Source organism: Streptomyces sp. A18, assembly GCF_059026065.1.
The window spans coordinates 85,637-108,080 of sequence record NZ_JBWLKL010000017.1; the positions used below are offsets into that span (position 1 = coordinate 85,637).

22 protein-coding genes are annotated in these 22,444 nt (G+C 72.4%); 12 read left to right on the forward strand and 10 right to left on the reverse strand.

Going from position 1 to position 22,444, the window contains the following annotated elements:
- Positions 1 to 314: 314 nt before the first annotated feature.
- Both AC5P1C_RS25125 and AC5P1C_RS25130 read left to right on the forward strand, forming a co-directional pair.
- Positions 315 to 1,442, forward strand: a complete 1,128-nt coding sequence (locus tag AC5P1C_RS25125) for an Rv3169 family protein (protein ID WP_493868180.1) — start codon at positions 315 to 317, stop codon at positions 1,440 to 1,442.
- A 12-nt stretch (positions 1,443 to 1,454) separates the two neighbouring features.
- Positions 1,455 to 2,546 (forward strand): phosphotransferase family protein, encoded by a 1,092-nt coding sequence (locus AC5P1C_RS25130; RefSeq protein WP_493868181.1) that lies wholly within the window; start codon positions 1,455 to 1,457, stop codon positions 2,544 to 2,546.
- 3 nt (positions 2,547 to 2,549) lie between these two features.
- Here AC5P1C_RS25130 and AC5P1C_RS25135 read toward each other — a convergent pair whose 3' ends face one another.
- Positions 2,550 to 2,993, reverse strand: coding sequence for a hypothetical protein (locus AC5P1C_RS25135; RefSeq protein WP_493868182.1), 444 nt, complete (start codon positions 2,991 to 2,993; stop codon positions 2,550 to 2,552).
- 199 nt (positions 2,994 to 3,192) lie between these two features.
- Here AC5P1C_RS25135 and AC5P1C_RS25140 point away from each other — a divergent pair, with 199 nt between their 5' ends.
- The 4 genes from AC5P1C_RS25140 to fxsA all read left to right on the forward strand — a co-directional run bounded on the left by AC5P1C_RS25140 (position 3,193) and on the right by fxsA (position 7,321).
- Positions 3,193 to 3,633, forward strand: a complete 441-nt coding sequence (locus AC5P1C_RS25140) for an Lrp/AsnC family transcriptional regulator (protein ID WP_030789227.1) — start codon at positions 3,193 to 3,195, stop codon at positions 3,631 to 3,633.
- Positions 3,634 to 3,690: 57 nt separating this feature from the next.
- The gene (locus AC5P1C_RS25145; RefSeq protein WP_493868183.1) at positions 3,691 to 5,334 is read left to right on the forward strand and encodes an amidohydrolase; all 1,644 of its coding nucleotides are present in this window, start codon (positions 3,691 to 3,693) and stop codon (positions 5,332 to 5,334) included.
- Positions 5,335 to 5,826: 492 nt separating this feature from the next.
- Positions 5,827 to 6,666, forward strand: a complete 840-nt coding sequence (locus AC5P1C_RS25150) for a polyprenol monophosphomannose synthase (RefSeq protein ID WP_493868184.1) — start codon at positions 5,827 to 5,829, stop codon at positions 6,664 to 6,666.
- A 73-nt stretch (positions 6,667 to 6,739) separates the two neighbouring features.
- A complete protein-coding gene (gene fxsA / locus AC5P1C_RS25155; RefSeq protein WP_493868185.1) occupies positions 6,740 to 7,321 on the forward strand; it encodes an FxsA family membrane protein in 582 nt (193 codons plus the stop codon).
- A gap of 113 nt (positions 7,322 to 7,434) precedes the next feature.
- Here fxsA and AC5P1C_RS25160 read toward each other — a convergent pair whose 3' ends face one another.
- The 4 genes from AC5P1C_RS25160 to yczE form a co-directional block, all read right to left on the reverse strand.
- Entirely contained in the window at positions 7,435 to 7,809 is a 375-nt protein-coding gene (locus AC5P1C_RS25160; RefSeq protein ID WP_030360404.1) for an RNA polymerase-binding protein RbpA, read from the reverse strand.
- Positions 7,810 to 8,065: 256 nt separating this feature from the next.
- Positions 8,066 to 9,418, reverse strand: a complete 1,353-nt coding sequence (locus tag AC5P1C_RS25165) for an MFS transporter (RefSeq protein WP_493868186.1) — start codon at positions 9,416 to 9,418, stop codon at positions 8,066 to 8,068.
- A 49-nt stretch (positions 9,419 to 9,467) separates the two neighbouring features.
- Positions 9,468 to 10,235: a glycerophosphodiester phosphodiesterase family protein gene (locus AC5P1C_RS25170; protein WP_493868187.1), complete on the reverse strand. Its 768-nt coding sequence runs from the start codon at positions 10,233 to 10,235 to the stop codon at positions 9,468 to 9,470.
- Positions 10,232 to 10,888 carry a membrane protein YczE gene (gene yczE / locus AC5P1C_RS25175; RefSeq protein ID WP_493868188.1) on the reverse strand — a complete coding sequence of 219 codons (657 nt, stop codon included), beginning with the start codon at positions 10,886 to 10,888 and terminating at the stop codon, positions 10,232 to 10,234. Before yczE ends, AC5P1C_RS25170 begins: the two co-directional genes overlap by 4 nt.
- 101 nt (positions 10,889 to 10,989) lie before the next feature.
- Here yczE and AC5P1C_RS25180 point away from each other — a divergent pair, with 101 nt between their 5' ends.
- On the forward strand, positions 10,990 to 12,489 hold the full coding sequence (locus AC5P1C_RS25180; protein WP_493868189.1) for an SCO1417 family PLP biosynthesis transcription factor: 1,500 nt from the start codon (positions 10,990 to 10,992) through the stop codon (positions 12,487 to 12,489).
- 19 nt (positions 12,490 to 12,508) lie between these two features.
- On the opposite strand, the gene AC5P1C_RS25185 is transcribed toward AC5P1C_RS25180, so the two are convergent.
- On the reverse strand, positions 12,509 to 14,119 hold the full coding sequence (locus AC5P1C_RS25185) for an ATP-binding protein (protein ID WP_493868190.1): 1,611 nt from the start codon (positions 14,117 to 14,119) through the stop codon (positions 12,509 to 12,511).
- A 48-nt stretch (positions 14,120 to 14,167) separates the two neighbouring features.
- Positions 14,168 to 14,362 carry a hypothetical protein gene (locus tag AC5P1C_RS25190; protein ID WP_160503705.1) on the reverse strand — a complete coding sequence of 65 codons (195 nt, stop codon included), beginning with the start codon at positions 14,360 to 14,362 and terminating at the stop codon, positions 14,168 to 14,170.
- 296 nt (positions 14,363 to 14,658) lie between these two features.
- On the opposite strand from AC5P1C_RS25190, the gene AC5P1C_RS25195 reads away from it, so the two are divergent.
- From AC5P1C_RS25195 to AC5P1C_RS25215, 5 genes are all read left to right on the forward strand, one after another.
- Entirely contained in the window at positions 14,659 to 15,051 is a 393-nt protein-coding gene (locus AC5P1C_RS25195) for an ankyrin repeat domain-containing protein (protein ID WP_493868191.1), read from the forward strand.
- Positions 15,052 to 15,353: 302 nt separating this feature from the next.
- Entirely contained in the window at positions 15,354 to 16,772 is a 1,419-nt protein-coding gene (locus tag AC5P1C_RS25200; protein ID WP_493868192.1) for a HEAT repeat domain-containing protein, read from the forward strand.
- Positions 16,773 to 16,927: 155 nt separating this feature from the next.
- A complete protein-coding gene (locus AC5P1C_RS25205) occupies positions 16,928 to 18,058 on the forward strand; it encodes a glycosyltransferase family 4 protein (RefSeq protein WP_493868193.1) in 1,131 nt (376 codons plus the stop codon).
- Positions 18,055 to 19,305: a glycosyltransferase gene (locus AC5P1C_RS25210; protein WP_493868194.1), complete on the forward strand. Its 1,251-nt coding sequence runs from the start codon at positions 18,055 to 18,057 to the stop codon at positions 19,303 to 19,305. Before AC5P1C_RS25205 ends, AC5P1C_RS25210 begins: the two co-directional genes overlap by 4 nt.
- Positions 19,302 to 20,156 carry an SGNH/GDSL hydrolase family protein gene (locus tag AC5P1C_RS25215; RefSeq protein ID WP_493868195.1) on the forward strand — a complete coding sequence of 285 codons (855 nt, stop codon included), beginning with the start codon at positions 19,302 to 19,304 and terminating at the stop codon, positions 20,154 to 20,156. Before AC5P1C_RS25210 ends, AC5P1C_RS25215 begins: the two co-directional genes overlap by 4 nt.
- 15 nt (positions 20,157 to 20,171) lie before the next feature.
- Here the strand turns inward: AC5P1C_RS25215 and AC5P1C_RS25220 are convergent, their stop codons facing one another.
- The 3 genes from AC5P1C_RS25220 to AC5P1C_RS25230 are packed head-to-tail and all read right to left on the reverse strand — an operon-like array spanning position 20,172 to position 22,419.
- A complete protein-coding gene (locus AC5P1C_RS25220) occupies positions 20,172 to 21,041 on the reverse strand; it encodes a 5-oxoprolinase subunit C family protein (protein WP_493868196.1) in 870 nt (289 codons plus the stop codon).
- Complete coding sequence (locus tag AC5P1C_RS25225; protein WP_493868197.1) at positions 21,038 to 21,658, reverse strand: 5-oxoprolinase subunit B family protein; 621 nt, start codon at positions 21,656 to 21,658, stop codon at positions 21,038 to 21,040. The genes AC5P1C_RS25220 and AC5P1C_RS25225 overlap by 4 nt, the downstream gene beginning before the upstream one ends.
- Complete coding sequence (locus tag AC5P1C_RS25230) at positions 21,655 to 22,419, reverse strand: LamB/YcsF family protein (RefSeq protein WP_493868198.1); 765 nt, start codon at positions 22,417 to 22,419, stop codon at positions 21,655 to 21,657. Before AC5P1C_RS25230 ends, AC5P1C_RS25225 begins: the two co-directional genes overlap by 4 nt.
- Positions 22,420 to 22,444: the final 25 nt, after the last annotated feature.

The window sequence follows — 22,444 nt, forward strand, 5'->3', positions numbered from 1 at the left end:
CGCCTGCGGCGGCCGGTCGACGGATGTGCGACGGGCACCGGCGTGGGGGTGGTCATACGCGGCCAACGCGCCCCGCGGGGGACAGGTCACCCCCGGTCGAATTCGAGCGTGAGTTCGCGGCGTGCCCGTACGGTGGCGCGCAAGCCCCGTACGGCGCCCCGCGGCTCGACGCCTCCCCGTGGCCCAGCCGTCCGCGAACGCGGCCTGACACGTGTCTGGCTCCGTCGCGCCGCCTGACGTACCGTCAACTCCGCGCCGGGGGCCCGATATCCGCCCCGCAGACGCCAACTGCCGTGCGTCCAGGGAGGTTTGCCGTGGCAGAGGACCGTCCTGTTCCGCTCGACGAGTACCCGATCCATCAGGTGCCGCTGTCCATGAAGCAGGTCGCGACGGGCGACCGCAACGCCTACGACCGCTGCATCTTCCACCTCTTCGACCATGAGGGGCGCTCGCTCCTCATCCTCGGGCTCGGCGTCTACCCGAACGTCGGTGTGGTCGACGCGTACGCCACTCTACGCAGAGGAGATACGCTCCACGCCGTACGCGCGTCGGACGCGCTGGGCGACGACCGGATGAACCTCTCCGTCGGTCCGTTGACCATCACCGTCGAGGAACCGCTGCGGCGACTGCGCCTGACATGCGCGGCCGACCCCGACGACCCCGGATCGCTCTCGTACGACATCACGTGGACCGCGGGCTTCCCCGCCCTCTGGGAACCGCACCACATCCAGCGGCGCGGTGACCGGCTCTCCCTCGAAGGGCGCCGCTTCGTCCAGGCGGGCGGCTGCGCCGGGGTGATCCGCGTCGGCGGCGACGAGATACCGGTGACGGCGGGGGAGTGGACCGCGACCCGCGACCGCAGCTGGGGTGTGCGGCCGATACCCGGGGAGGAACGCGGGCGCCTGGAGGAGGAGTTCGGCACCGAGGGCTTCCACTGGATCTGGAGCCCGGTGCGCTTCGACGACCGCTTCCTGATGGTCATCGCCCAGGAGGACGCGGACGGCTACCGCTCCCTCAACGACGCCACGCTCGTACGCCACGGGATGCGCGACCGCCAACTCGGCTGGCCCCAGGCCGACATCACCTACCGCTCCGGCACCCGTCACCCCGAGCGCGCCGTCATCCACCTCGTCGACCCCGAAGACCGGGGGCCCCTGGAGCTCGGCGTCGAGGTCCTGGCCTCGCTGCCGCTCGCGGTGGGCGCCGGCTATCCGCCCGCGGACGACTGGCAGCACGGGACCTGGCAGGGGCGCGGCTGGACCGACCGCCGCGTCTACGACCTCTCGGATCCGGCGGCGCACCCCCGTGCCGCGTACGGCGTCATCGACCACGCCGCGCGCTTCACCCTCAACGGGCAGACGGGGTACGGCATTTTCGAGCACGGCAGCTTCGGCCGCCATGACCCGAGCGGCTTCACCGGCTTCGACTCGGTCGCGCCCTGAAAGGAGTCCGTGATGGCCACAGCACCCCGCCCCCGCACCACCACCCGCGACCCGGAGGAGCTCGCCCGCAGGCTCACGGCCTGGCTCACCACGCGTCTCCCGGGCGCCAAGGCCACCGGCGTGCGGGTCCCGGAGTCCAACGGCATGTCGAGCGAGACCCTCCTCTTCGACATCGAGCACCCCCAACCACCGATGCGGGCCTGCGCGTTGCGCGTGGCGGCGGACCCGGCGGCGTACACGATCTTCCCGGTCTACGACCTGCCGCGCCAGCACCGCACGATGCGCCTCGTCGCCGAGCACACCGACCTGCCGGTGCCGCGCGTGCTGTGGCTGGAGGAGGAGCCGGGGCCGCTCGGTGCGCCCTTCTTCGTCATGGAGCGGGTCGAGGGGCGCGTGCCGCCGGACGTCATGCCCTATACGTACGAGGGGAATTGGCTCTACTCCGCGACGGACGCCGAGCGCGCGCACCTGGAGGAGGCCTCGATCCGCCTGATCGCCCACCTCCACGACCAAGTGCCGGTCGCGGAAGCGGAGTTCCTGTCCCTGCCCGGTGAAGGGAGCCCGCTGCGGCGGCACGTCGATGCCCAACGCGCCTACTACCACTGGGTGGTGGACGGCCTGCCCCGCTCGCCCCTCATCGAGAGCGCCTTCGACCGCCTGGAGGAATGGTGGCCGGCAGACGAGGGCGAGACCGTCCTCAATTGGGGTGACGCCCGCATCGGGAACGTCATCTACGACGGCTTCGAACCCGCGGCCGTACTGGACTGGGAGATGGCGGCGCTCGCACCCCGCGAGGTCGACCTCGGCTGGATGGTCTATCTGCACCGCTTCTTCCAGGACCTGACGGTGAGCTTCGGACAGGAGGGCCTGCCCGGCTTCCTGCGCCGCGAACACATCGAGGAGCGCTACGCCCGGCTCACCGGCCACACACCGCGGTCCATGGACTTCCACACGCTGTACGCGGCGCTGCGGCACGCCATCGTCATGCTGCGCGTCGCCTACCGCCAGGTGCACTTCGGCGAGGCCGCGGTCCCGGATGATCCGGACACGCTGATCCTGCACCACGCCAGCCTGGCGGCCATGGTGCAGGACAGCTACTGGTAGGCGTCAGGCCGCGGAGCGCCTGTCCTGCTCGGCCGCGCGACGCGGGCGCGAGCCCTGGCCGCCGACGTGCGAGAAGGGCTGCGTCCGCCAGTCGAGTCCCTGAGGGAGCGTCAACAGCAGCGCGGTGTGCTGCTCCTGAGCCTCCATCGACTCGTCCGCGGGCTCGGCCTCGGCCGCGGCGCGGCCCGTGCCCGCGCACACCGTGAGCCCGAACGGGTTCCACGGCGTGGCGCACAGCGCGTGCTCGGGCAGTACGTCCTCGTCCGCGAGGAGCGCGATCGGCTGCGCGCAGTCGGGGCACGTCACTCGGTACATCTCGAAGGTGTCGTACGCGTCGAACTCGCTCTCAGCCGGTTCGACGCCCTCCGATACGAGGGCCGACGCGGATTCATCGGAGCGCTGCTGCTTACTGCGGGCAGAGCGACCGGGGCGCTTCAAGTTCTGCATGGGATTCTCCCCCTTGGGTGGGCCGAGAAGGCGCTGCGGCCTCGACCACAGCAAGCACTTCCCGTCCCGTCGTAGAGGTAATCGTGGCATCCCTTTGGACACGGTCACAGGTATGTGGCGTTCGTCACATGCCCGGAGAAGATGACACCGCCGCGCGCACAGGTATCCGAAGGGATCAAGAGCCCTGTAGGTTCAGCCCATGGAGGAGCTGGACCGACAAATCGTGCAGCTGCTCGTCAAGGACGGGCGGATGAGCTACACCGACCTGGGCAAGGCCACGGGCCTGTCCACATCGGCCGTGCACCAGCGGGTGCGCCGCCTCGAGCAGCGCGGAGTCATCCGCGGCTATGCCGCCGTCGTGGACCCGGAGGCCGTCGGCCTGCCGCTCACGGCGTTCATCTCGGTGAAGCCGTTCGACCCCAGCGCACCCGACGACATCGCCGAACGCCTAGCGGGCGTCCCGGAGATCGAGGCGTGCCACAGCGTGGCCGGCGACGAGAACTACATCCTCAAGGTGCGGGTGGCGACTCCTCTCGAACTGGAGCATCTCTTGAGCCGTCTGCGAGCGCTTGCCGGCGTCTCCACGCGGACGACGGTCGTTCTCTCCACGCCGTACGAAGCCAGGCCCCCACAGGTCTGAGCCGCCCCGGGGAGCCCCGTGCGCGGGGCCCGCACCCGCAGGGGCCAGACTGGTCCCATGAGCGAGAGCACCACCCCCCAGAACGGCCCTCAGGGCCACCGCACCGTGCTGCTGCGCGGCGGAGACGTCCACAGCCCCGCCGATCCGTTCGCCACGGCCATGGTCGTCGAACGCGGGCACGTCGCCTGGGTGGGATCGGAGGGCGCCGCCGACGCGTTCGCCGAGGGAGTGGACGAGGTCGTCGACCTCGAAGGGGCGCTCGTCACCCCGGCGTTCACCGATGCGCACGTGCACACCACGTCGACAGGCCTGGCTCTGACGGGACTCGACCTGACGGGTGCCCGCTCCCTGGACGACGCGCTGGCCCTCGTACGCGAACACGCCGCCGCCCGGCCGCACGACCGGGTCCTGCTCGGCCACGGCTGGGACGCCGCGCGCTGGGCGGGCGGCCGTCCGCCCACGCGCGCGGAACTCGACGAGGCAGCAGGCGGCCGTCCCCTCTACCTCTCCCGCATCGACGTCCACTCGGCCGTCGTCAGCACGGCGCTGCTCGACCTCGTCCCCGGCGTCACGGGGCGCACCGGCTTCCACCCGGACGCGCCGCTGACCGCCGACGCCCACCACGGGGTGCGCGCCGCCGCCCTCGGCGCCCTCACCCCGCAGCAGCGCACCGAGGCCCAGCGCGCGGCGCTGCGGCATGCCGCGTCCCTCGGCATCGGTTCCGTGCACGAGTGCGCGGGCCCCGAGATCTCCAGCGAGGACGACTTCACCGGGCTGCTGCGCCTGGCGGCCGACGAGGCAGGGCCGCGGGTCGTCGGCTACTGGGCCGAGCACGGCGAGGAAGGCGTCGCCCGTGCAAAGGAACTGGGGGCCATCGGCGCCGCGGGCGACCTCTTCGTCGACGGGGCCCTCGGCTCGCACACCGCCTGCCTGCACGAGCCGTACGCCGACTCCGGCCACACCGGCACCGCCTATCTGGACGCCGCCGCCGTCGCCGCCCACGTCATCGCCTGCACCGATGCAGGGGTCCAGGCCGGTTTCCACGCCATCGGCGACGCCGCGGTGACCGCCGTCGTGGACGGCATCCGCGCCGCCTCCGAGAAGGTCGGCCTGGCGCGTGTGCGCGCCGCCAGGCACCGCGTCGAGCACGCCGAGATGCTCACCCCGGAGACGATCGCCGCCTTCGCCGAACTGGGCCTCACCGCCTCCGTGCAGCCCGCCTTCGACGCCCTGTGGGGTGGCGACGACGGCATGTACGTCCAGCGCCTGGGCGTCGAACGGGCCCGCACCCTCAACCCGTACGCCGCCCTCCTGCGCACGGGTGTCCCGCTCGCCTTCGGCTCCGACAGCCCCGTCACCCCGCTCGACCCCTGGGGCACCGTCCGTGCCGCCGCGTTCCATCAGACCCTTGAGCACCGCGTGTCGGTGCGTGCCGCGTTCACCGCCCACACCAGGGGCGGCTGGCGGGCCATCGGCCGGGACGACGCCGGCGTCCTGGTGCCGGGGGCGCCGGCTGACTACGCCGTCTGGCGGACCGCGGATCTGGTGGTCCAGGCTCCGGACGACCGGGTCGCGCGCTGGTCGACCGATCCGCGCTCCGGCACGCCCGGTCTTCCCGACCTGACCCCGGGCGCCGAACTCCCCGTCTGCCTGCGCACGGTGGTCTCCGGACAACCGGTCTTCGTACGGCCGGACGAGTGATGTCCCGGCGGTGCGTACCGCCGATCGCGGCCCGTTGGCGCGTCGCACGACCTGCGTATCCTCGGCACTGACCTGGCTGTCTTTGGAATCGGCCCAGGTCAAACGGCTATTGACAGAACGCGGCCGTCGGCCGGTAGGTTCGGCCGGGTCCACCACAGGACGTCCGACCGGAGAAATTCCACGCAGCCGTCGAACGCCGCTGGGCCATGGGTGGTGTGCCGCACCGGCGCACCACCACTGGGAGCCAGGTCCAGCGCCCGCGTCGCGGACGCGAGGGAACGTTCCACCGGGCCGGCAGGTGTGACCCGGGTGGGGCCCGGACGCTCAGTAGACAACGGCTCTCGGTCGACCCGCAGCCAGCGGGCCCCAGGTCGGCCCGAAGGGCGCCGGGCCCCGATCCGCAGTACTCCCCCCATCAACCGCCCGTGCCGCCGTGGCCGTGCGGGAGGCGGCCATTATGGTGGTCCTCTGCGTACGAACGAAGGGGCAGTAGTGAACGACGGCGGTGGGGTCTCCGAAACCGGTGACCAGGGGAGGCAGTTCGGCCCGCTCGGCCTGGCCTTGGTGATCATTCCGACCTACAACGAGGCGGAGAACATCCAGTCCATCGTCGGTCGTGTCCGGCTCGCCGTGCCCGAGGCGCACATCCTCGTCGCCGACGACAACAGCCCCGACGGCACCGGCAAGATCGCCGATGAGCTCGTGGCCGACGACGACCACGTCCACGTACTGCACCGCAAGGGCAAGGAAGGCCTCGGCGCGGCCTATCTCGCGGGCTTCCAGTGGGGCCTGGACAACGGCTACGGAGTGCTCGTCGAGATGGACGCCGACGGCTCCCACCAGCCCGAGGAGCTGCCCCGGCTGCTCACCGCGCTCAAGGGCGCCGACCTCGTCCTCGGCTCGCGCTGGGTGCCGGGCGGACGGATCGTCAACTGGCCCAAGTACCGCGAGATCATCTCGCGCGGCGGCAGCACGTACTCCCGGCTGATGCTCGACGTGCCGATCCGCGACGTCACCGGCGGCTTCCGCGCCTTCCGCCGCGAGACCCTCGAAGGCATCGGCCTCGACGAGGTCGCGTCGCAGGGCTACTGCTTCCAGGTCGACCTGGCACGCCGCGCGATCAAGACCGGCTATCACGTCGTCGAGGTGCCGATCACCTTCGTCGAGCGGGAGCACGGCGACAGCAAGATGAGCCAGGACATCGTCGCCGAGGCGCTGTGGCGCGTCACGGCGTGGGGCGTGGGCGAGCGGGTGGGCCGCGTGGGCCGTGCTCTGGGCCGCAAGGATGCCGGGGGATCGCAGGAGCCCCCGAAGGTGCGCAAGAACCCCTGATATTCCTGCCCGCGCTCGCTCGTCGATCATCACCCTTATGCCGGTCTGAGCCGGATCCAGGCACACTGGAGCCATGACGACTGGCGTACCGCCCACCCGACCCGCCCGGCCCCGGCGCTCCCGCGTCCTCAGGTTCCTGCCTCTCGGCATCGCCGCGTGGCTGGTCCTGGAGATCTGGTTGCTCACGGTGGTGGCGAGCGCCGCGAGCGGGCTCACGGTGTTCCTGCTGCTCGTGGCCGGTGTCGTGCTCGGTGGCGTGGTCATCAAGCACGCCGGGCGCCGCGCCTTCCGCGAGTTGAGCGAGGCGGTGCAACAGCAGCAGAGCGGCCTGGCGCCGCACCCCTCCGAGCGGGGTGGTGGCAACGCACTGACGATGCTGGGCGGCCTGCTGATCATCCTGCCGGGGCTGATCTCCGACGCCCTGGGGCTGCTCCTGCTGGTGCCGCCGGTCCAGAAGGCCGTGAGCCGCAGGGCGGAGAAGACCTTCGAGCGCAAGGTCCGCGAGGCCGCCACACAGGGCGGTCTGGGCGAGGCCTTCCAGCAGGCGCGCATGCACCGCCCGGACGGCAAGGTCGTCCAGGGCGAGGTCATCAGGGACGACGAGCGCCCGGCCCGCGGCCCGCACCCCGACGACCCGCAGCTGCCCCCGCGCTGACCAGCACGAAGGCCGAACAGCACGAAGGCCGAACAGCACGAAGGCCGGGGCCACTGCTGAGCAGTGGCCCCGGCCTTCGTGTGCGGTGTTGTGCGGTGTTCCTCAGTCCGCCCTCAGGCGGACTTGCGGCTGTCCCGCGGATGCACCGCGATGTTCATGGCACCTGAACGGAGAACCGCGAGGCGCTCCTCCAGGACCTCCTCGAGTTCTTCTCGAGTACGGCGCTCCATGAGCATGTCCCAGTGCGTACGCGCAGGCTTCCCCTTCTTCTCCTCAGGTCCATCGCCGTCAACGAGGAGTGCCTGGGCCCCGCAGACCTTGCACTCCCACTCCGGCGGGATTTCCGCCTCTACCGAGAACGGCATCTCAAATCGATGTCCGTTCTGGCATGCGTACTCCACGGCCTGGCGCGGAGCCAAGTCGATGCCGCGGTCGGTCTCGTAGCTGGTCACCACGAGGCGCGTGCCGCGAAGAGCTCGCTCACTCATGAATCGTGCCTCCCGGGCTTGTCGCCCACAGGACAGGTGTCGCTGTCGTCGTCATCCGGTCAACGTCCGGTCGGCGGTAAAGATTCCCGTTCAGGGTCATGCGTCGCCGTCGTATGCCGCCCCTTGTTGTACCCACCAGCGCCCGGTTTGTCACATCTGGCAACAGATGTCACCCAGCGTTTCTGAATCTCCAGCGCGCAGTAACGGTCCGCCTGGTAGGCCAAACGCGTACACTACCGCCCTTTGGCTTCAGTTGCTAAATCCTGTCGGGTACGGGATTTCCCGCGTCGCGGATCGCGCGCCGTACGGGTACCCGCGCGAGCAGCACGAAACCGATCACGAAGAAGGCTACGAGCGAGACGATCGCGTCCCGGTAGCTCCCCGTGAGCTGGTACGTCAGGCCGAAGATCAGCGGCCCGAGCCAGGCCATGCCGCGATCACTGATCTCGTACGCGGAGAAGTACTCGGCCTCCTTGCCCGCGGGCACCAGATGCGAGAACAGGGACCGCGAGAGCGCCTGCGAACCCCCGAGCACCAGACCGATCCCCGCCGCGAGGACGAAGAACCACACCGGCGCACCGGCGGGCAGGAAGAACCCGGCCCCGATCGTCACCGTCCACGCGACGAGCGAGCCGAGGATGGTGCGCTTGGCGCCGTACGTCCGCGCCAGGCGCCCCATGGCGAGCGCCCCCGCCACCGCGAGCACCTGCACGAGCAGGACGGCGACGATCAGCGTGGACTGGTCGAGGCCCAGTTCCTCGGAGCCGTAGACGGACGCCTGGGAGATCACCGTCTGCACGCCGTCGTTGTAGACGAGATAGGCGAGCAGGAAGGACAACGTGTGCGGATGGCGGCGCATGTCGCGCACGGTCGACGCCAGCTGCCGCCAGCCGCGCGCCGACGCCTCCGAAGGCGGCACCCTGCGGTCGCGGAGCCGCCGCAGCGGTACGAGCGTGAAGGCGCCCCACCACACGCCCGCCGACGCCAGGCAGATGCGTACGGCGGTCGACTCGGAGACACCGAAGGTGTCATGGGCCAGGAACAGGACCAGGTTCGCCACCAGGACGAGCGCGCCCGCCGCGTAACCGAACGCCCAGCCGCGCGAGGAGACCGCGTCACGCTCCTCGGGAGGGGCGATCTGTGGCAGGTAGGAGTTGTAGAGCACCATCGAGACGGCGAGCGAGGCGTTGGCGACGATCAGCAGGAAGCCGCCGAGGAGATAGCGGTCGCCGTCCAGAAAGAACATGCCGGCCGTCGCCGCGGCCCCCAGGTAGGCGGCCACTGCGAGCAGCGGCTTCTTGCGGCCCGTACGGTCGGCCGCGGCGCCCGCGAGCGGCATGACCAGGACCGAGACGATCACCGACGCCGACACCGCGTACGCGAAGAAGGACCCGGCGCTGACCGGGATGCCCAGCGGGTGGACGTATCCGTCGCCGTCCGCTGCCGACTTGGCGATCTCCGTCAGGTACGGGCCGAGGAACACGGTCAGGACGCTCGTCGAGTAGACCGAGCACGCCCAGTCGTAGAAGTACCAGCCGCGCTGCTCGCGCCGCCGTTCGGCGGCGCTCCCGTCGGCCGGTGGTGTCGCCCGCACGGTGTCGGTGCCCACCCGTGCCCCCCTTGCTGGTCCCCGTGGTCCGCTGCCGCCGTGGAGGCGGTCAGGCCCAGGCTCCCCGGTCCTTCAGCACGTCGCGCAGCGTCTCGATGTGATCAGAGATGATGCCATCTACACCGAGGTCGAGAAGAGCGGCCATACGATCCGCGTCATTGACCGTCCAGACGTGCACCTGCAGCCCGCGCGCGTGGACCGCGCGTATGAAGCGGCGGTCCACCACCCGGATCCCGGCATGCGTCTCGGGCACCTGCGCGCACCACGCGGAGCTCCGCACTGGGGCGGGGACGCCGTACGAACTCAGCCGCAGTGCCGCCACGCCTCGTGTACCGAACGACGTGGCCAGGCGCGGGCCCGCGAGGCGCTGGGCCCGTGCCACACGGGCCTCGGAGAACGAACCGACGCACACGCGGTCCCAGGCGTCGGTGCGGCGCAGCAGCTCAAGGAGCGGGAGCAGGGCGGGTTCGGCCTTGACGTCCACGTTCCACCGGACCTCGGGGAAGGACTCCAGGAGCTCTTCGAAGAGGGGCACCGGCTCGCTGCCCGCCACGCGCGCGTGGCGCACGTCGCTCCACGGCAGATCGGCGATCTGCCCGGCCGCGTCCGTCACCCGGTCCAGCGTCGCGTCGTGGAAGGCCACGAGGCGGCCGTCCGACGTGGCGTGCACGTCCGTCTCGATGTAGCGGTACCCCAGGCCGACCGCGCGCCGGAACGCGGCGGCGGTGTTCTCCAGGCCGTCCGCCGCCCCGCCGCGGTGGGCGAAGGCGAGCGGGCCGGAGTGGTCGAGATAGGGATGGCGTACGCGCGTGGTCACCGCTGCAGTATCGCCTGCTCCGGTTGACCGCCGGCAGCCGCTACGCCTCGCCCGGATGGAGCGGGGGCGGCGAAGAAGCGCAGGAAGAACTGGGCCAGCGGCCCGATCGCCAGGGCGTACAGGACCGTGCCGATGCCCACCGTGCCGCCGAACGCGAAGCCGGTGGCGACCACCGCCACCTCGACCAGGGTGCGCATCAGCCGGATCGAGCGTCCCGTGCGCTGGTGCAGGCCGGTCATCAGGCCGTCCCGCGGTCCGGGCCCGAACTTCGCCGCGATGTAGAGGCCGGTCGCCAAGCCGTTCAGGACGATCCCCGCCACGAGGAGCGGGACGCGGGCGCCGAGCCCGTGCACGTCCGGCATCAGCGCGAGGGTGCCGTCCATCGCGAGGCCGACGACGAAGACGTTGGAGACCGTGCCGAGCCCGGGACGCTGGCGCAGCGGGATCCACAGGAGCAGCACCGCGGCGCCGACGAAGATCGAGATGACGCCGATGGACATCCCCGTCAGCTCGGCGAGGCCCTGGTGCAGCACGTTCCACGGTTCGAGGCCGAGCCCGGCAACGACCAGGAGCCCGGAGCTCGCGCCGTAGAGCGCCAGGCCGACGTACAGCTGGATCAGCCGGCGTGTGAGATGTGGCTTCGGCGTGGACAAGGTGTGCCCCCCTGCTGGTGGTAGTGGCCTGACGCATGACACTCTGTGGCTCGTAAAGGGATACCAACCATGGCCAATTCCAGGAAGGTGGACTGGGAATCATGGCTCAGTGGACTTCGGCGGTGGGAGCGACCCAGCTCGCCAGGCTGCTCACCTCTCAGCAGACGCGCCCCGCGGGCCCCGGCACGCGCCGCCCGCCCGCCTACCGCGCCCTCGCCGACGGCGTCCGCATGCTCGTCCTCGAAGGCCGCGTCCCGGTCGCCGCCCGCCTGCCCGCCGAGCGGGAACTGGCAGTCTCCCTCGCCGTCAGCCGCACCACGGTAGCCGCCGCGTACGAGGCGCTGCGCACCGAAGGCTTCCTGGAGTCCCGCAGGGGAGCCGGCAGTTGGACGGCCGTCCCCGCCGGGAACCCCCTGCCCGCGCGCGGGCTCGAACCGCTCCCGCCCGAGGCGCTCGGCTCCATGATCGACCTGGGCTGCGCGGCGCTGCCCGCGCCGGAGCCCTGGCTCACCCGCGCCGTGCAGGGCGCCCTGGAGGAACTCCCTCCGTACGCCCACACGCACGGGGACTTCCCGGCCGGTCTGCCCGCACTGCGCCAGATGCTCGCCGAGCGCTACACCGCGCGCGGCATCCCGACGATGCCCGAACAGATCATGGTCACGACCGGGGCGATGGGCGCCATCGACGCGATCTGCCATTTGTTCGCGCCGCGCGGCGAACGCATCGCCGTCGAGTCCCCGTCGTACGCCAACATCCTTCAGCTCATGCGCGAGACGGGCGCCCGTCTCGTCCCCGTCGCCATGTCCGAGGGGCTCGAAGGCTGGGACATGGACCGCTGGCGGCAGGTGCTGCGCGACGCCGCGCCCCGGCTCGCCTACGTGGTCGCGGACTTCCACAACCCGACGGGCGCGCTCGCCGACGAGGACCAGCGGCGCAGGCTCGTCGACGCCGCGCGCTCCGCGGGCACGGTCCTCGTCGTCGACGAGACCATGATCGAGCTGCAGCTCGACGACGACGTGACGATGCCCCGCCCCGTCTGCGGCTTCGACCCGGCGGGCTCGACCGTCATCACCGTCGGCTCGGCCAGCAAGGCCTTCTGGGCCGGCATGCGCATCGGCTGGGTCCGGGCCGCGCCCGACGTGATCCGGAGCCTGGTCTCGGCACGTGCGTACGCCGACATGGGCACCCCGGTCCTGGAACAGCTGGCCGTCAACTGGCTGTTGAGCACCGGCGGCTGGGAGTCGGCCGTGCAGGTGCGCAGGGCCCAGGCCCGCGAGAACCGCGACGCGCTGGTCGACGCCGTCCGCCGCGAGCTGCCCGCATGGGAGTTCTCGGTGCCCAAGGGCGGCCTCACCCTGTGGGCGCGCGCCGGAGGCCTCTCCGGCTCCCGCATCGCCGAGGTGGGCGAGCGGGTGGGGGTCAGGGTCCCGTCAGGGCCGCGCTTCGGAGTGGACGGAGCCTTCGAGGGGTATGTGCGGCTGCCGTTCACCGTGGGAGGCGCGGTGGCGGAGGAGGCGGCGGTGCGCCTCGCGGCGGCGGCGCGTCTGGTGGAGACGGGGGCGGGCGCGGGCGTGGAGGCGCCGCGGGCGTTCGTGGCCTGAGGGCTGGTTCTGCCGGGGGTCAGCTCTCGGCGGGCACGGGCTCCGGTGTCGCGTCGGGTTCCGCCGCCATGGTGTCGGGCTCAGTGGCGATGGTGTCGGGTTCGGTATCGGCGTCGGCAGGGGCGCTCCGTGCGGGCAGCAGCTCCGTCACCGCCTGCCGGTGCGACTCGCTCGTCGCGTCGTCGTACGGATCGGGCGTCGCGGGAACCTGGAGCCGGTGCACCTGACCCGTGCCGAGCCGCGCGTAGCCGCGGCCGGGCGGGACGTCGGACGTGGGCGTCGTGCGCGGCGGTACCCCCAGGATGTCCTCGACCTGGTCGAGCGTCGTGGGGCCGAGGACCACGCGCGCGCGGGTGTGCTGGCGCACGGGATCGCTCAGGGCGTCCAGGCTGTCGAACTGGTCGGCCACCACGACCGTGACGTTGGCGGCCCTGCCGTGCCGCAGCGGCACCTGGAGCAGCGACTGGGGGTCCTTGCGTCCGTCGGCCGCGGCCAGGTGTCCGAGCACGCTGGGGCGGTCCATGAGGATCCACAGGGGGCGCTTGGTGTCCTCCGGGGCGGGGTGGCCCGCCTGCCGGGCGCGGTTGGCGGAGATCAGGCGCCGCTCCGTCTCGTGCGCGGCCCACTCCAGGCTGGCCAGGGCCCCGGCGAGGCCGCACTCGATGGCCAGGACGCCGTCACGTCCGGTCAGGCAGGCGTAGTCGCCGATGCCGCTGCCCTCGACGATCACGACGTCGCCGTGGAGCAGGGCCTGCAGGGCGATGGAGCGCAGCAGCGTCGTGGTGCCGCTGCCGGGCTCGCCGACCACCAGGAGGTGCGGCTCGGTGGAGCGCGGCCCGGTGCGCCAGACGACGGGTGGCACGTCACGCTGTTCGTCGCCGTCCGTCACGGGCAGGGTGCGCTGGACTCCGGTGGGGTCGGTGAAGCCGAGCACGGTCTCGCCGGGAGACGTGACGAACCGCTGGGCGGCGATGTCGGTGGGCAGTGGGGGCAGCACGTTCACCGTGAGCTGGTTGCCTTCCTCGTCCCACTCGAAGTGGTACTCGCGGCCACGGCCCGACTTCGCGTGCAGCAACTGCTCGATCCGCGCGCGGGATTCGGCCTCGCCGTCGGTGAAGTACGCGGGGTAACGCACGATCAGGTGGGAGACCCGTCCGTCGTCGTCGAACTCGTACGACGTGAGGGCCTTGTCCCACTCACCGCCGTGCGCGAACAACGGCGCCGGGTCCTCGGGGACGGAGAAGTACGGGACGAGCGCTTCGTAGAGGGACTGCAGCCGCTGGGTCTGTGCCTCGTCGGGACCGGTGGGCGCCGGAGCCGTGCGTTCCCTGCCGGTCCACGCGGCGGCCGCCATCAGGCAGATGGCGGCGAGCAGCGGACCGTACGGAATGAGGGCCACGACCAGGACGACGGAGGCCACGAGGAACAGCAGCGGTCCGCGCCGGTCCTTGGGGGTGTCGGCCCACTTGCGCCGCCCGGCCGCTGCCAGCCGGCGCAGTCCACGAGTGATCGTGATCAGCGGGTGGAGGACGTCGGTGGCGCTGTCGGCGGCCGACCGGGCGAGCTCCCGGCTCCGGGCGATCGAGGCGGTGCCGTTGCTCAGGATGCGGGGGAGGGGGCGCCGGGCCACGTCAGTCTCCAGGTGGTGCGAACGAAGTACTGCAGGGGGCAGGGGACGTCAGAACTTGATCCCGCCGAGGAGGCTCGCCAGGCTCGCGCTGCCCGCCTTGATGCTCGGGGCGATGGCGGTGCCTGCCATGAAGAAGCCGAAGAGCGCGCAGACCACCGCGTGGGACGCCTTGAGCCCGTCCTTGCGGAAGAACAGGAAGACGATGATTCCGAGCAGCACGACGCCGGAGATGGACAGGATCATGAGGGTTCTCCTGGTTGGTGGGGACAGTCACCATGAGTTGTTCCAGGTTCACAGCATGTATCCATACGATAAAAGGTGCAAATGGGGGAATCTTCGCGAAATTCCCTCGAATGGCGGAGGTCTGCTGGGCTGCCCGAGGGTGGGTCCGGAGGGCGTCCGGGTCCGTTCGTGATCTTTGCCGCGGGCGGGCCCGGTCATGTACCCGGACGGGCAGTACCCTGTCGATTCACTCGTACGGCTGCACTGGGCGCCGTACGACCCCCGAGTCACCCCGCAGTCGAAAGGCGGTCCGGTCCATGAGTGAAGCCCCCGACCCGGAAGTCGTGGAGCTGGCGACCAAGATCTTCGATCTGGCGCGCCAGGGCGACACCGAGGCCCTCGCCGCGTATGTGGACGCAGGTGTTCCGGCCAACCTCACGAACGACAGCGGCGACTCCCTCGTGATGCTCGCCGCCTACCACGGCCACGCGGACGCGGTCCGTGCGCTCCTGGAGCGGGGCGGTGACGCCAACCGTGCCAACGACCGGGGGCAGACGCCGCTCGCGGGGGCCGTCTTCAAGGGCGAGGACGCGGTGATCAGGGCGCTGCTCGACGGGGGCGCGGATCCGGCCGCGGGCACGCCGTCGGCGGTGGACACCGCCAGGATGTTTGCCAAGACGGAGCTGGTCGAGCTGTTCGGGGCCGCCTGAACGGGGTACCTGACCAGCAACAACGGGGGCGCTGGAAATGTGGTCGCGGCGGGCTGAACCGCTGGGTCATCATGACGACGTGATTCACGGACGCGACGGCGGGGCAGAAGGTGCCGCACCGCGCGGGCCGTGAGCGGCCCGCCCCCGGACCTTCCGTCCGGGAACCCTTCGGGTCACCGACGAGAGGCAGAGGAAGATGGTCTACAGCAAGCAAGAGACGGCGGGCGGCCCGACGTGTTGGCGCACGGCCAGGTAATTCACGATTCCCGGTTGCGTCGACGCTTGATGTGAGGCTGTTTCCCATGTTCGATCCGGTCATAGCGCCCAGCGGTACGCTGCTCGGCCTGCTGCAGCGGGGCCGCGGCGACGGCACGCTGCACGCACTCACCGCACCCCGCTCCGAGGCGCTCGCCGCCCTGGAGACCTGCGTGCTCCACGACCCACGCCACGACTGGCAGGTGGAGAACCGCTCCCTGTACTACGCCAGGCTCTACCTCGATCTCCGCGGCGGGATCGAGGCGATCGAGCGGCACCTCTTCGACTCCGAGGACGTCCTGAACACGGACGACTCACGCACCGGCCTCGCGCTCGCGGTCCTGGGGCACCTCGCCTCGTACGGCAGGCACGACGCCCTCGAACTGCTGCGAAGGTACGCGGCGTTCGGCACCAACTGGGCCTGGGCCCTGGACGAACTCGCGCTGCGGGACGACGACGCGGGCCTGCGCGCCCTCGCCGTGCCCGTCCTCGCCAGATTCTCCGCGGACGCGGAGGGCGAGGCCGAACTGTCCGCCGTCGTGCGCGACGCGTACGAACCCCGGCCCTGGCGGCTGTGGGAGGAGGACCCGCGCGAGGGCATCGGCGCCCGCGTCCGTGCCGCGCGGGAGCAGGGCTCCTTCGACCGCTGGCAGCGACAGATGCGGCCATCGGGGCCACGACCGGGCTGGAGCGTCCAGGCCGTCTTCGACTGGGCACAGGAAGGGCTCGAACGCGGAGCCGTCCTGCATGTGCCCGCCGCCCGCTGCCTGAGCGCCGTGGCCGGACCCGACGACCGCGCCGAGATCATCGAGGCCGCCCGCGACGGCTCCGACGGAGCGCGCGGCACGGCCCTGCGCTACCTCGCGGACTCCCACGACCCCGACGTGTTCGACCTGATCGAGTACGCCGTCCAGAGCCCCTCACGGGCCGTCGTGGACGCCGCGACCGAGTCCTTCGAGCGGATGCGCAGCGTCGCCGCCGTACAGCGGGCCCGCCGCTGGGCCCTGCGGCCCGACGAACTCGGCGCCGCCGCGGGACGGGTGCTCGCCTGCAGAGGCGGCGCGCAGGACAGCAAGCTCGTCCTCGCCGCCCTCCGTGAAGCGGTCCGGGGCGAAGGCCCGGACGCACCCACCCTCTGGACGCTCGTCGACGGCGCAGGACGCCTCGGCATCGCCTGCGCGGCCCCCGTCCTGCGCCACGTCTATCGCGAGACCGCCTCGTCCCACCTGCGTGGCCGCGCCGCACGCGCGCTCGCCGCCACCGATCCTTCCTTCGCCGCCGGATTCGCCGTCGAATGCCTGTGGGACTGCGAGGAGTCCACCCGCGAGGTCGCCGCACGCCACGCGGAGACCGGCGACGCCCGCGTGGTCACCCAGCTCAGAAGGCTCGCCGCGGACCCCGCCGAAGAGGACGAGGTACAGACCGCGGTACGGAGCAGGATCGGCCCCGACGCGGCCGAGGTGTAGCCCGGCGCGCCCCCGGTGCGGGGCGCGTACGGAGGACGACGTGGGCGCGTACGGACGGGAACGTGACGCGTGCGGAGCGGAACGCTCACGGGACGTTCCTCGCCAGGAAAGATCCACGTTGACGTGACCACGCCCCGCGCGACGACAACACGGGTATGCGTGTCGTCATCGTCACCGAGTCCTTCCCTCCCGACGTCAACGGCGTGGCGCACTGCGCCCTGCAGACCGCCCGGCAGCTCGCCGCGCGCGGTCACGACCCCCTGGTCATCGCCCCGGCCCCCGCGGCCGGGGCGGACGCCGCAGCCGATGCCACTGCGCCCTGCCCCGTCATCCGTGTCCCCTCCCTGCCCCTCCCCGGATACCCGCAGGTCAGGGTGGCACTGCCCAGCCGGCGCCTGTCGGCGGCGCTGAGCGATCACCGGGCCCAACTCGTCCATCTGGCCAGCCCGTTCGTCCTCGGCGCGCGCGGCATGACGGTCGCCGCGCGCCTGGGCATCCCCGCCGTCGCCGTCTACCAGACGGATCTGGGCGGCTACGCGCGTACGTACATGGGGATGGGGGAGTCCACCGCCTGGCGGCGCATCCGTGCCGTCCACGCCGCGGCCGACCGCACCCTCGCCCCCTCGTCGGCCGCCCTGCGCGATCTCGTGACGCACGGGGTGCCACGGGTGCGGCTGTGGCCACGGGGTGTGGACACCGCCCGGTTCGGGCCCGGCCTCCGGGACGCGGCCGTACGCCGTGAACTCGCGCCGAACGGCGAGCTGATCGTCGGCTACGTGGGGCGCCTCGCTCCCGAGAAGCAGGTCGAACTCCTCGCCGGGGTGTGCTCCCTGGAGGGCGTACGCCTGGTCGTCGTCGGCGACGGTCCCAGCGAGGGTTCCGTGCGGGCGGCGCTGCCCGGCGCGCTCATGCTGGGGCGCCGCACCGGCGACGAACTCGCCCGGATCTTCGCCTCGTTGGACCTCTTCGTGCACACCGGGCCCTACGAGACCTTCTGCCAGACCGTCCAGGAGGCCATGGCCAGCGGCGTGCCGGTGGTCGCGCCCGCCGCGGGCGGGCCTCTGGACCTCGTCGTCCCCGGGCGCACCGGCGCCTTGGTGCCGCCCCAGGACGCCCTCGCGGTGCGTGACGCGGTCTGGGCGCTCGCCGCCGATCCGGGGCTGCGTGCCGCGTACGGAAGGGCCGGGCGCGCGGCCGTCCAGGGACGGACCTGGAATGCGGTGGGCGAGGAACTCGTCGACCACTACCACCAGGTGCTCGCCGCGCGAACGGCGGTGGCGGCATGAGGGCGGCCCTCTACAGGGAGAACGCGGTACGGCCCGCCGGGCCGCGTGCGCCGTCGCTGCGGATCGTGCGGCTCGCCAACTTCATCACCCCCGCGTCGGGTGGGCTGCGCACCGCGCTGTGGGAGCTGGGGCGCGGCTACCGCGAGGCCGGGCACGAGCCCGTGCTGATCGTGCCCGGCGAGCGGGCCGGGATGCGCGACACCGACCAGGGCCGTGTGGTGACGCTCCCGGGCACACCGCTGCCCGGTACCGGCGGCTACCGCGTCCTCACGGACCGCCGACGCGTGGCCCGGCTCCTCGAACGGCTCGCCCCCGACCGCCTTGAGGTCTCCGACCGCACGACACTGCGCTGGACCGGCGCCTGGGCCCGGCACCGGAGGATTCCGGCCGTGATGGTCTCCCACGAGACGACGGACGGCGTCCTCAGGTCCTGGGGCATGCCCCAGGAGGCCGCCCTGCGCGCGGCCGACGCCCTCAACTCCCGTACCGCCCACGCCTACGCGCGGGTCGTGTGCACCACGGAGTGGGCCGAGCGCGAGTTCGTCCGCATCGGGGCGCGCAACGTCGTCCGTGCGCCACTCGGGGTCGACCTCGTGGGCAGCCACCCGGGGCTGCGTGACCCGCGCGTGCGTGAGCGGTACGCGCGCGTGGACGAGGCTCTGCTGGTCCTGTGCTCCCGGCTGTCCGTGGAGAAACGCCCGGCTACGGCACTGGACGCCTTGGAGGCGCTCCGCGGCCGGGGCGTGCCCGCGGTACTCGTGGTGGCGGGGGACGGGCCGCAGCGCGCGCGCCTGGAACTGCGGGCGCGCGAGCGGCGGTTGCCGGTGAGGTTCCTGGGGCACGTCGCGAACCGCGCGGCCCTGGCGGAGCTGCAGTCGGCGGCCGATGCCTGCCTGGCGCCGGGCCCCTGCGAGACGTTCGGGCTCGCGGCCCTGGAGGCGCTCGCGTGCGGTACGCCGGTGGTGGCCAGCGCGTCGTCGGCGCTGCCGGAGATCGTGGGCGAGGCGGGCGCGGTGGCGCGGGACAGCGGCGATGCGTTCGCGACCGCCGTCCAGACGCTTCTGGCTCGCCCCGAGCGGATCCGTAGGCAGGCCGCACGCGCGCGTGCGGAGTGCTTCGGGTGGGAGAGGGCTGTGGCGGCGTTCCTGGGCGCGCATGAAGCGGGGCCCCGAGGTGGTGGCGGCTCCAGTCGTGCCGGCAAGGATTCGCCGGGCGGCGTGGCGCACGGCGAGGGGTGCGCCTCATGAAGCCGCTGAGTTTCGTGGCCCTGGGCGACTCTCTCACCGAAGGCATAGGGGATCGTGTGGCGGACGGCTGGCGGGGATGGGCGGCGCTGCTGGCCCCGGGGTTGGCGTCGCGCGAGGGGGAGGTGCGGTTCCACAACCTCGCTGTCAGCGGCTCCCAGACCTTGGACGTGCTCGCGCGCCAGCTCCCCGCGGCGCTCGAGCTGCGGCCCGACCTGCTCTCGGTGATCGTCGGCGTCAACGACACCCTCCGCTGTACGTTCGACATCCGCGCGGTGGCCACCCGGCTTGACGAGGTCTACGGAGCCGCCGCGGGGCAAGGCGCCCAACTGCTCACCGCCTGCCTACCCGACCCGGGGGCCATGCTCGGCCTCCCGGCCGCGCTGGGCCGTCCGCTGGCCCGGCGACAACGGGCCGTCAACGCCGTCGTACACGCCCTGTCCGAGCGGCACCGCGCCGTCCACCTGCACCTCGCGGAGGACGAGTGGGTCGCCGACCGCGCCCTGTGGAGCGCGGACCGGCTGCACCCCGGCGAGCGTGGCCACCGACTCGTCGCCGCCCGCTTCCACGCGCTGCTCGCGGCACGCGGCCTCGCGACGGGCAGCCCGCCCTCGTGCGAACCCCAACTGCCCTTGCCCACCCGGTCGGCGAGCCTGCTGTGGCTGGCCACAGCGGGGACCGGATGGCTGGCGCGCCGGTGCACCGATCTGCTGCCCCAGCTGCTCACCCTCGCGGCCGACGAGGTGCGCCACCAGGTGCGGGGCAGCAGCGCCCGGCTCGACCTGAGCGCCACGCACGCGGTGACGGCGGCGCTCGCCGCGCTCACCGTGGCCGAGCAGCCGGAGGCGGCTTAAGGGCGCAAGGGTCCCTCAGTACCGTCCTGCCGGAACGAATCGCACAGGGGTGCCCGGCACCGCCTGCGCCGCCCCGGCCAGATCCGCCTCCCTGACCACCGCGATCACCGGATAGCCGCCGGTAGTCGGGTGGTCGGCGAGGAAGACCACGGGACGGCCGTCCGGCGGGACCTGGACGGCTCCGAGGACCATGCCCTCGCTGGGGAGTTCATCGGTGAACGCCCGCTCCAGGGAGGGCCCTTCGGTGCGCAGGCCGATGCGGTTGCTCGCCGATGACACGCGGTACGCGCGCGTGGTCAGCGTGCGGCGGGCCGCCGGAGTGAACCAGTCGGCGCGTGGTCCGTACGTCACCCTCAGGATCAGTTCGTGCGGTGGCGCCGCGTGCGGGACGGTGTCCACGCGCGCGTGGAGCGAGTTGGCCTGCCCCAGGGGGATGACGGTTCCGTCCGCGAGCGGCGGTGGACCGAGCCCGGAGAGCAGGTCCGTGGAGCGGCTGGCGAGCACCGGGTCGACGGCCACTCCGCCGCCGAACGCGATGTAGCAACGTACTCCGGAGACGGCCGCTCCGACGTCGAGCAGCGCACCTGCCGATACCCGCACGGGCGCTCCCCACGCCACCGGACGGCCGTCGACCGTCACCGGGCAGGGCGCGCCCACGACCGCCACCGTCACCGCGCAACGCGGGCGCACGGAGCAGCCGTTGAGGGTGGTCTCCAGGACGGCAGCCTCGTGAGGGTTGCCGACGAGGCGGTTGGCGAGGCGGGCCGCGGCAGGATCGAGCGCTCCGGAGCGGGGCACTCCCAGGTGGGCGTGCCCGGGGCGGCCCTGGTCCTGCACGGTGGTCAGTGCCCCGGCCCGTACGACGGCGAAAGCCCGGTCCGTCATCGTGCCTCCGACATGGGCACGAAGCGCACGCGCACCCCGGGAGTGAGCAGTGCGGCAGGCACGCGCGCGTGGTCCCACAGCACGGCGTCGGTCGTGCCGATCAGCTGCCAGCCGCCGGGCGAGGAGCGGGGATACATCCCCGTGTACGGCCCCGCCAGGGCGACACTGCCCGCCGGGACACGCGTGCGTGGCGTGTCGCGACGAGGCACCTCGTAGCGCCCCGGCAGTCCGGTGAGATAGCCGAACCCGGGCGCGAACCCGCAGAAGGCGACCCGGAACTCGGCCGCCGAGTGGATCCGCGCCACGTCCGTCACCGGCACACCCCAGTGCGCCGCGACATCCGCCAGGTCGGGACCGTCGTAGCGAACCGGGATCTCCCGTACGTCCTCCTCGCGTGCCGACAGCGGCGGGATCTCCAGGGCGGCGAGGTCCGCGCCGACACGATCGGGGTCGTCGAGGCCGTCCAGGAGCACCGTGCGGGCCGCGGGCACGATCTCCCGTACGCGGAGCAGGCCCGCGGCCCTGCGGCGCAGCAGCTCGGCGTGGAGCGCCTGCGCCTCGTCGCCGTCGGCGAGTTCGACGAGCAGCGCCAGGTCGCCGACCGGAAGCACCCTCACGCGAAGGCCTCCACCCGGACGCCCGCGGTCTCGAGGCGCGCCCGGACCTGCCGGGCGAGGGCCACCGCCCCCGGGGTGTCGCCGTGCAGGCACAACGAGCGCGCGCTGACATCGATCCGCCGGCCGTCCTGGGCTGTCACGGTTCCGAACCGGGCCATGCCCACGGAACGTTCGACGACGGCGTCCGGCTCCGCGATGACGGCGCCGTCGCTGCCGCGCGGCACGAGCGTCCCCTTCGGGGTGTACGCGCGGTCCGCGAACGCCTCGGTGACGACAGGAAGTCCGGCCTTGTCGGCCACCTCCAGGAAGAGCGAGGCGGGCAGCCCGAGGACGGGCAGCGTGTCGTCCGCGAGGAGGACCCCCTCGACGACCGCGTGCGCCTGCTCCTGGTCGTGGACGACCCGGTTGTACAGCGCGCCGTGCGGCTTCACGTACGACACGCGCGTGCCGGCAGCCCGTGCGAAGACCTCCAGGGCGCCTATCTGGTACGCCACTTCGGCGGCCAGCTCGTCGGCCGGAACGTCCATGGAGCGGCGCCCGAAGCCCGCCAGGTCGCGATAGGAGACCTGGGCGCCGATCCGCACACCGCGCGCGGCGGCCTGTTCGCACACGCGCCGCATGGTGGCCGCGTCCCCCGCGTGGAAGCCGCAGGCCACGTTCGCGCTGGTGACGACGGAGAGCAGCTCCTCGTCGTCGGTCAGGCGCCAGCGGCCGAAGCCCTCGCCGAGGTCGGCGTTCAGATCGATCACGGCGTCGGTCATCGGGGTAGTTCTCCTGTTTCCACTG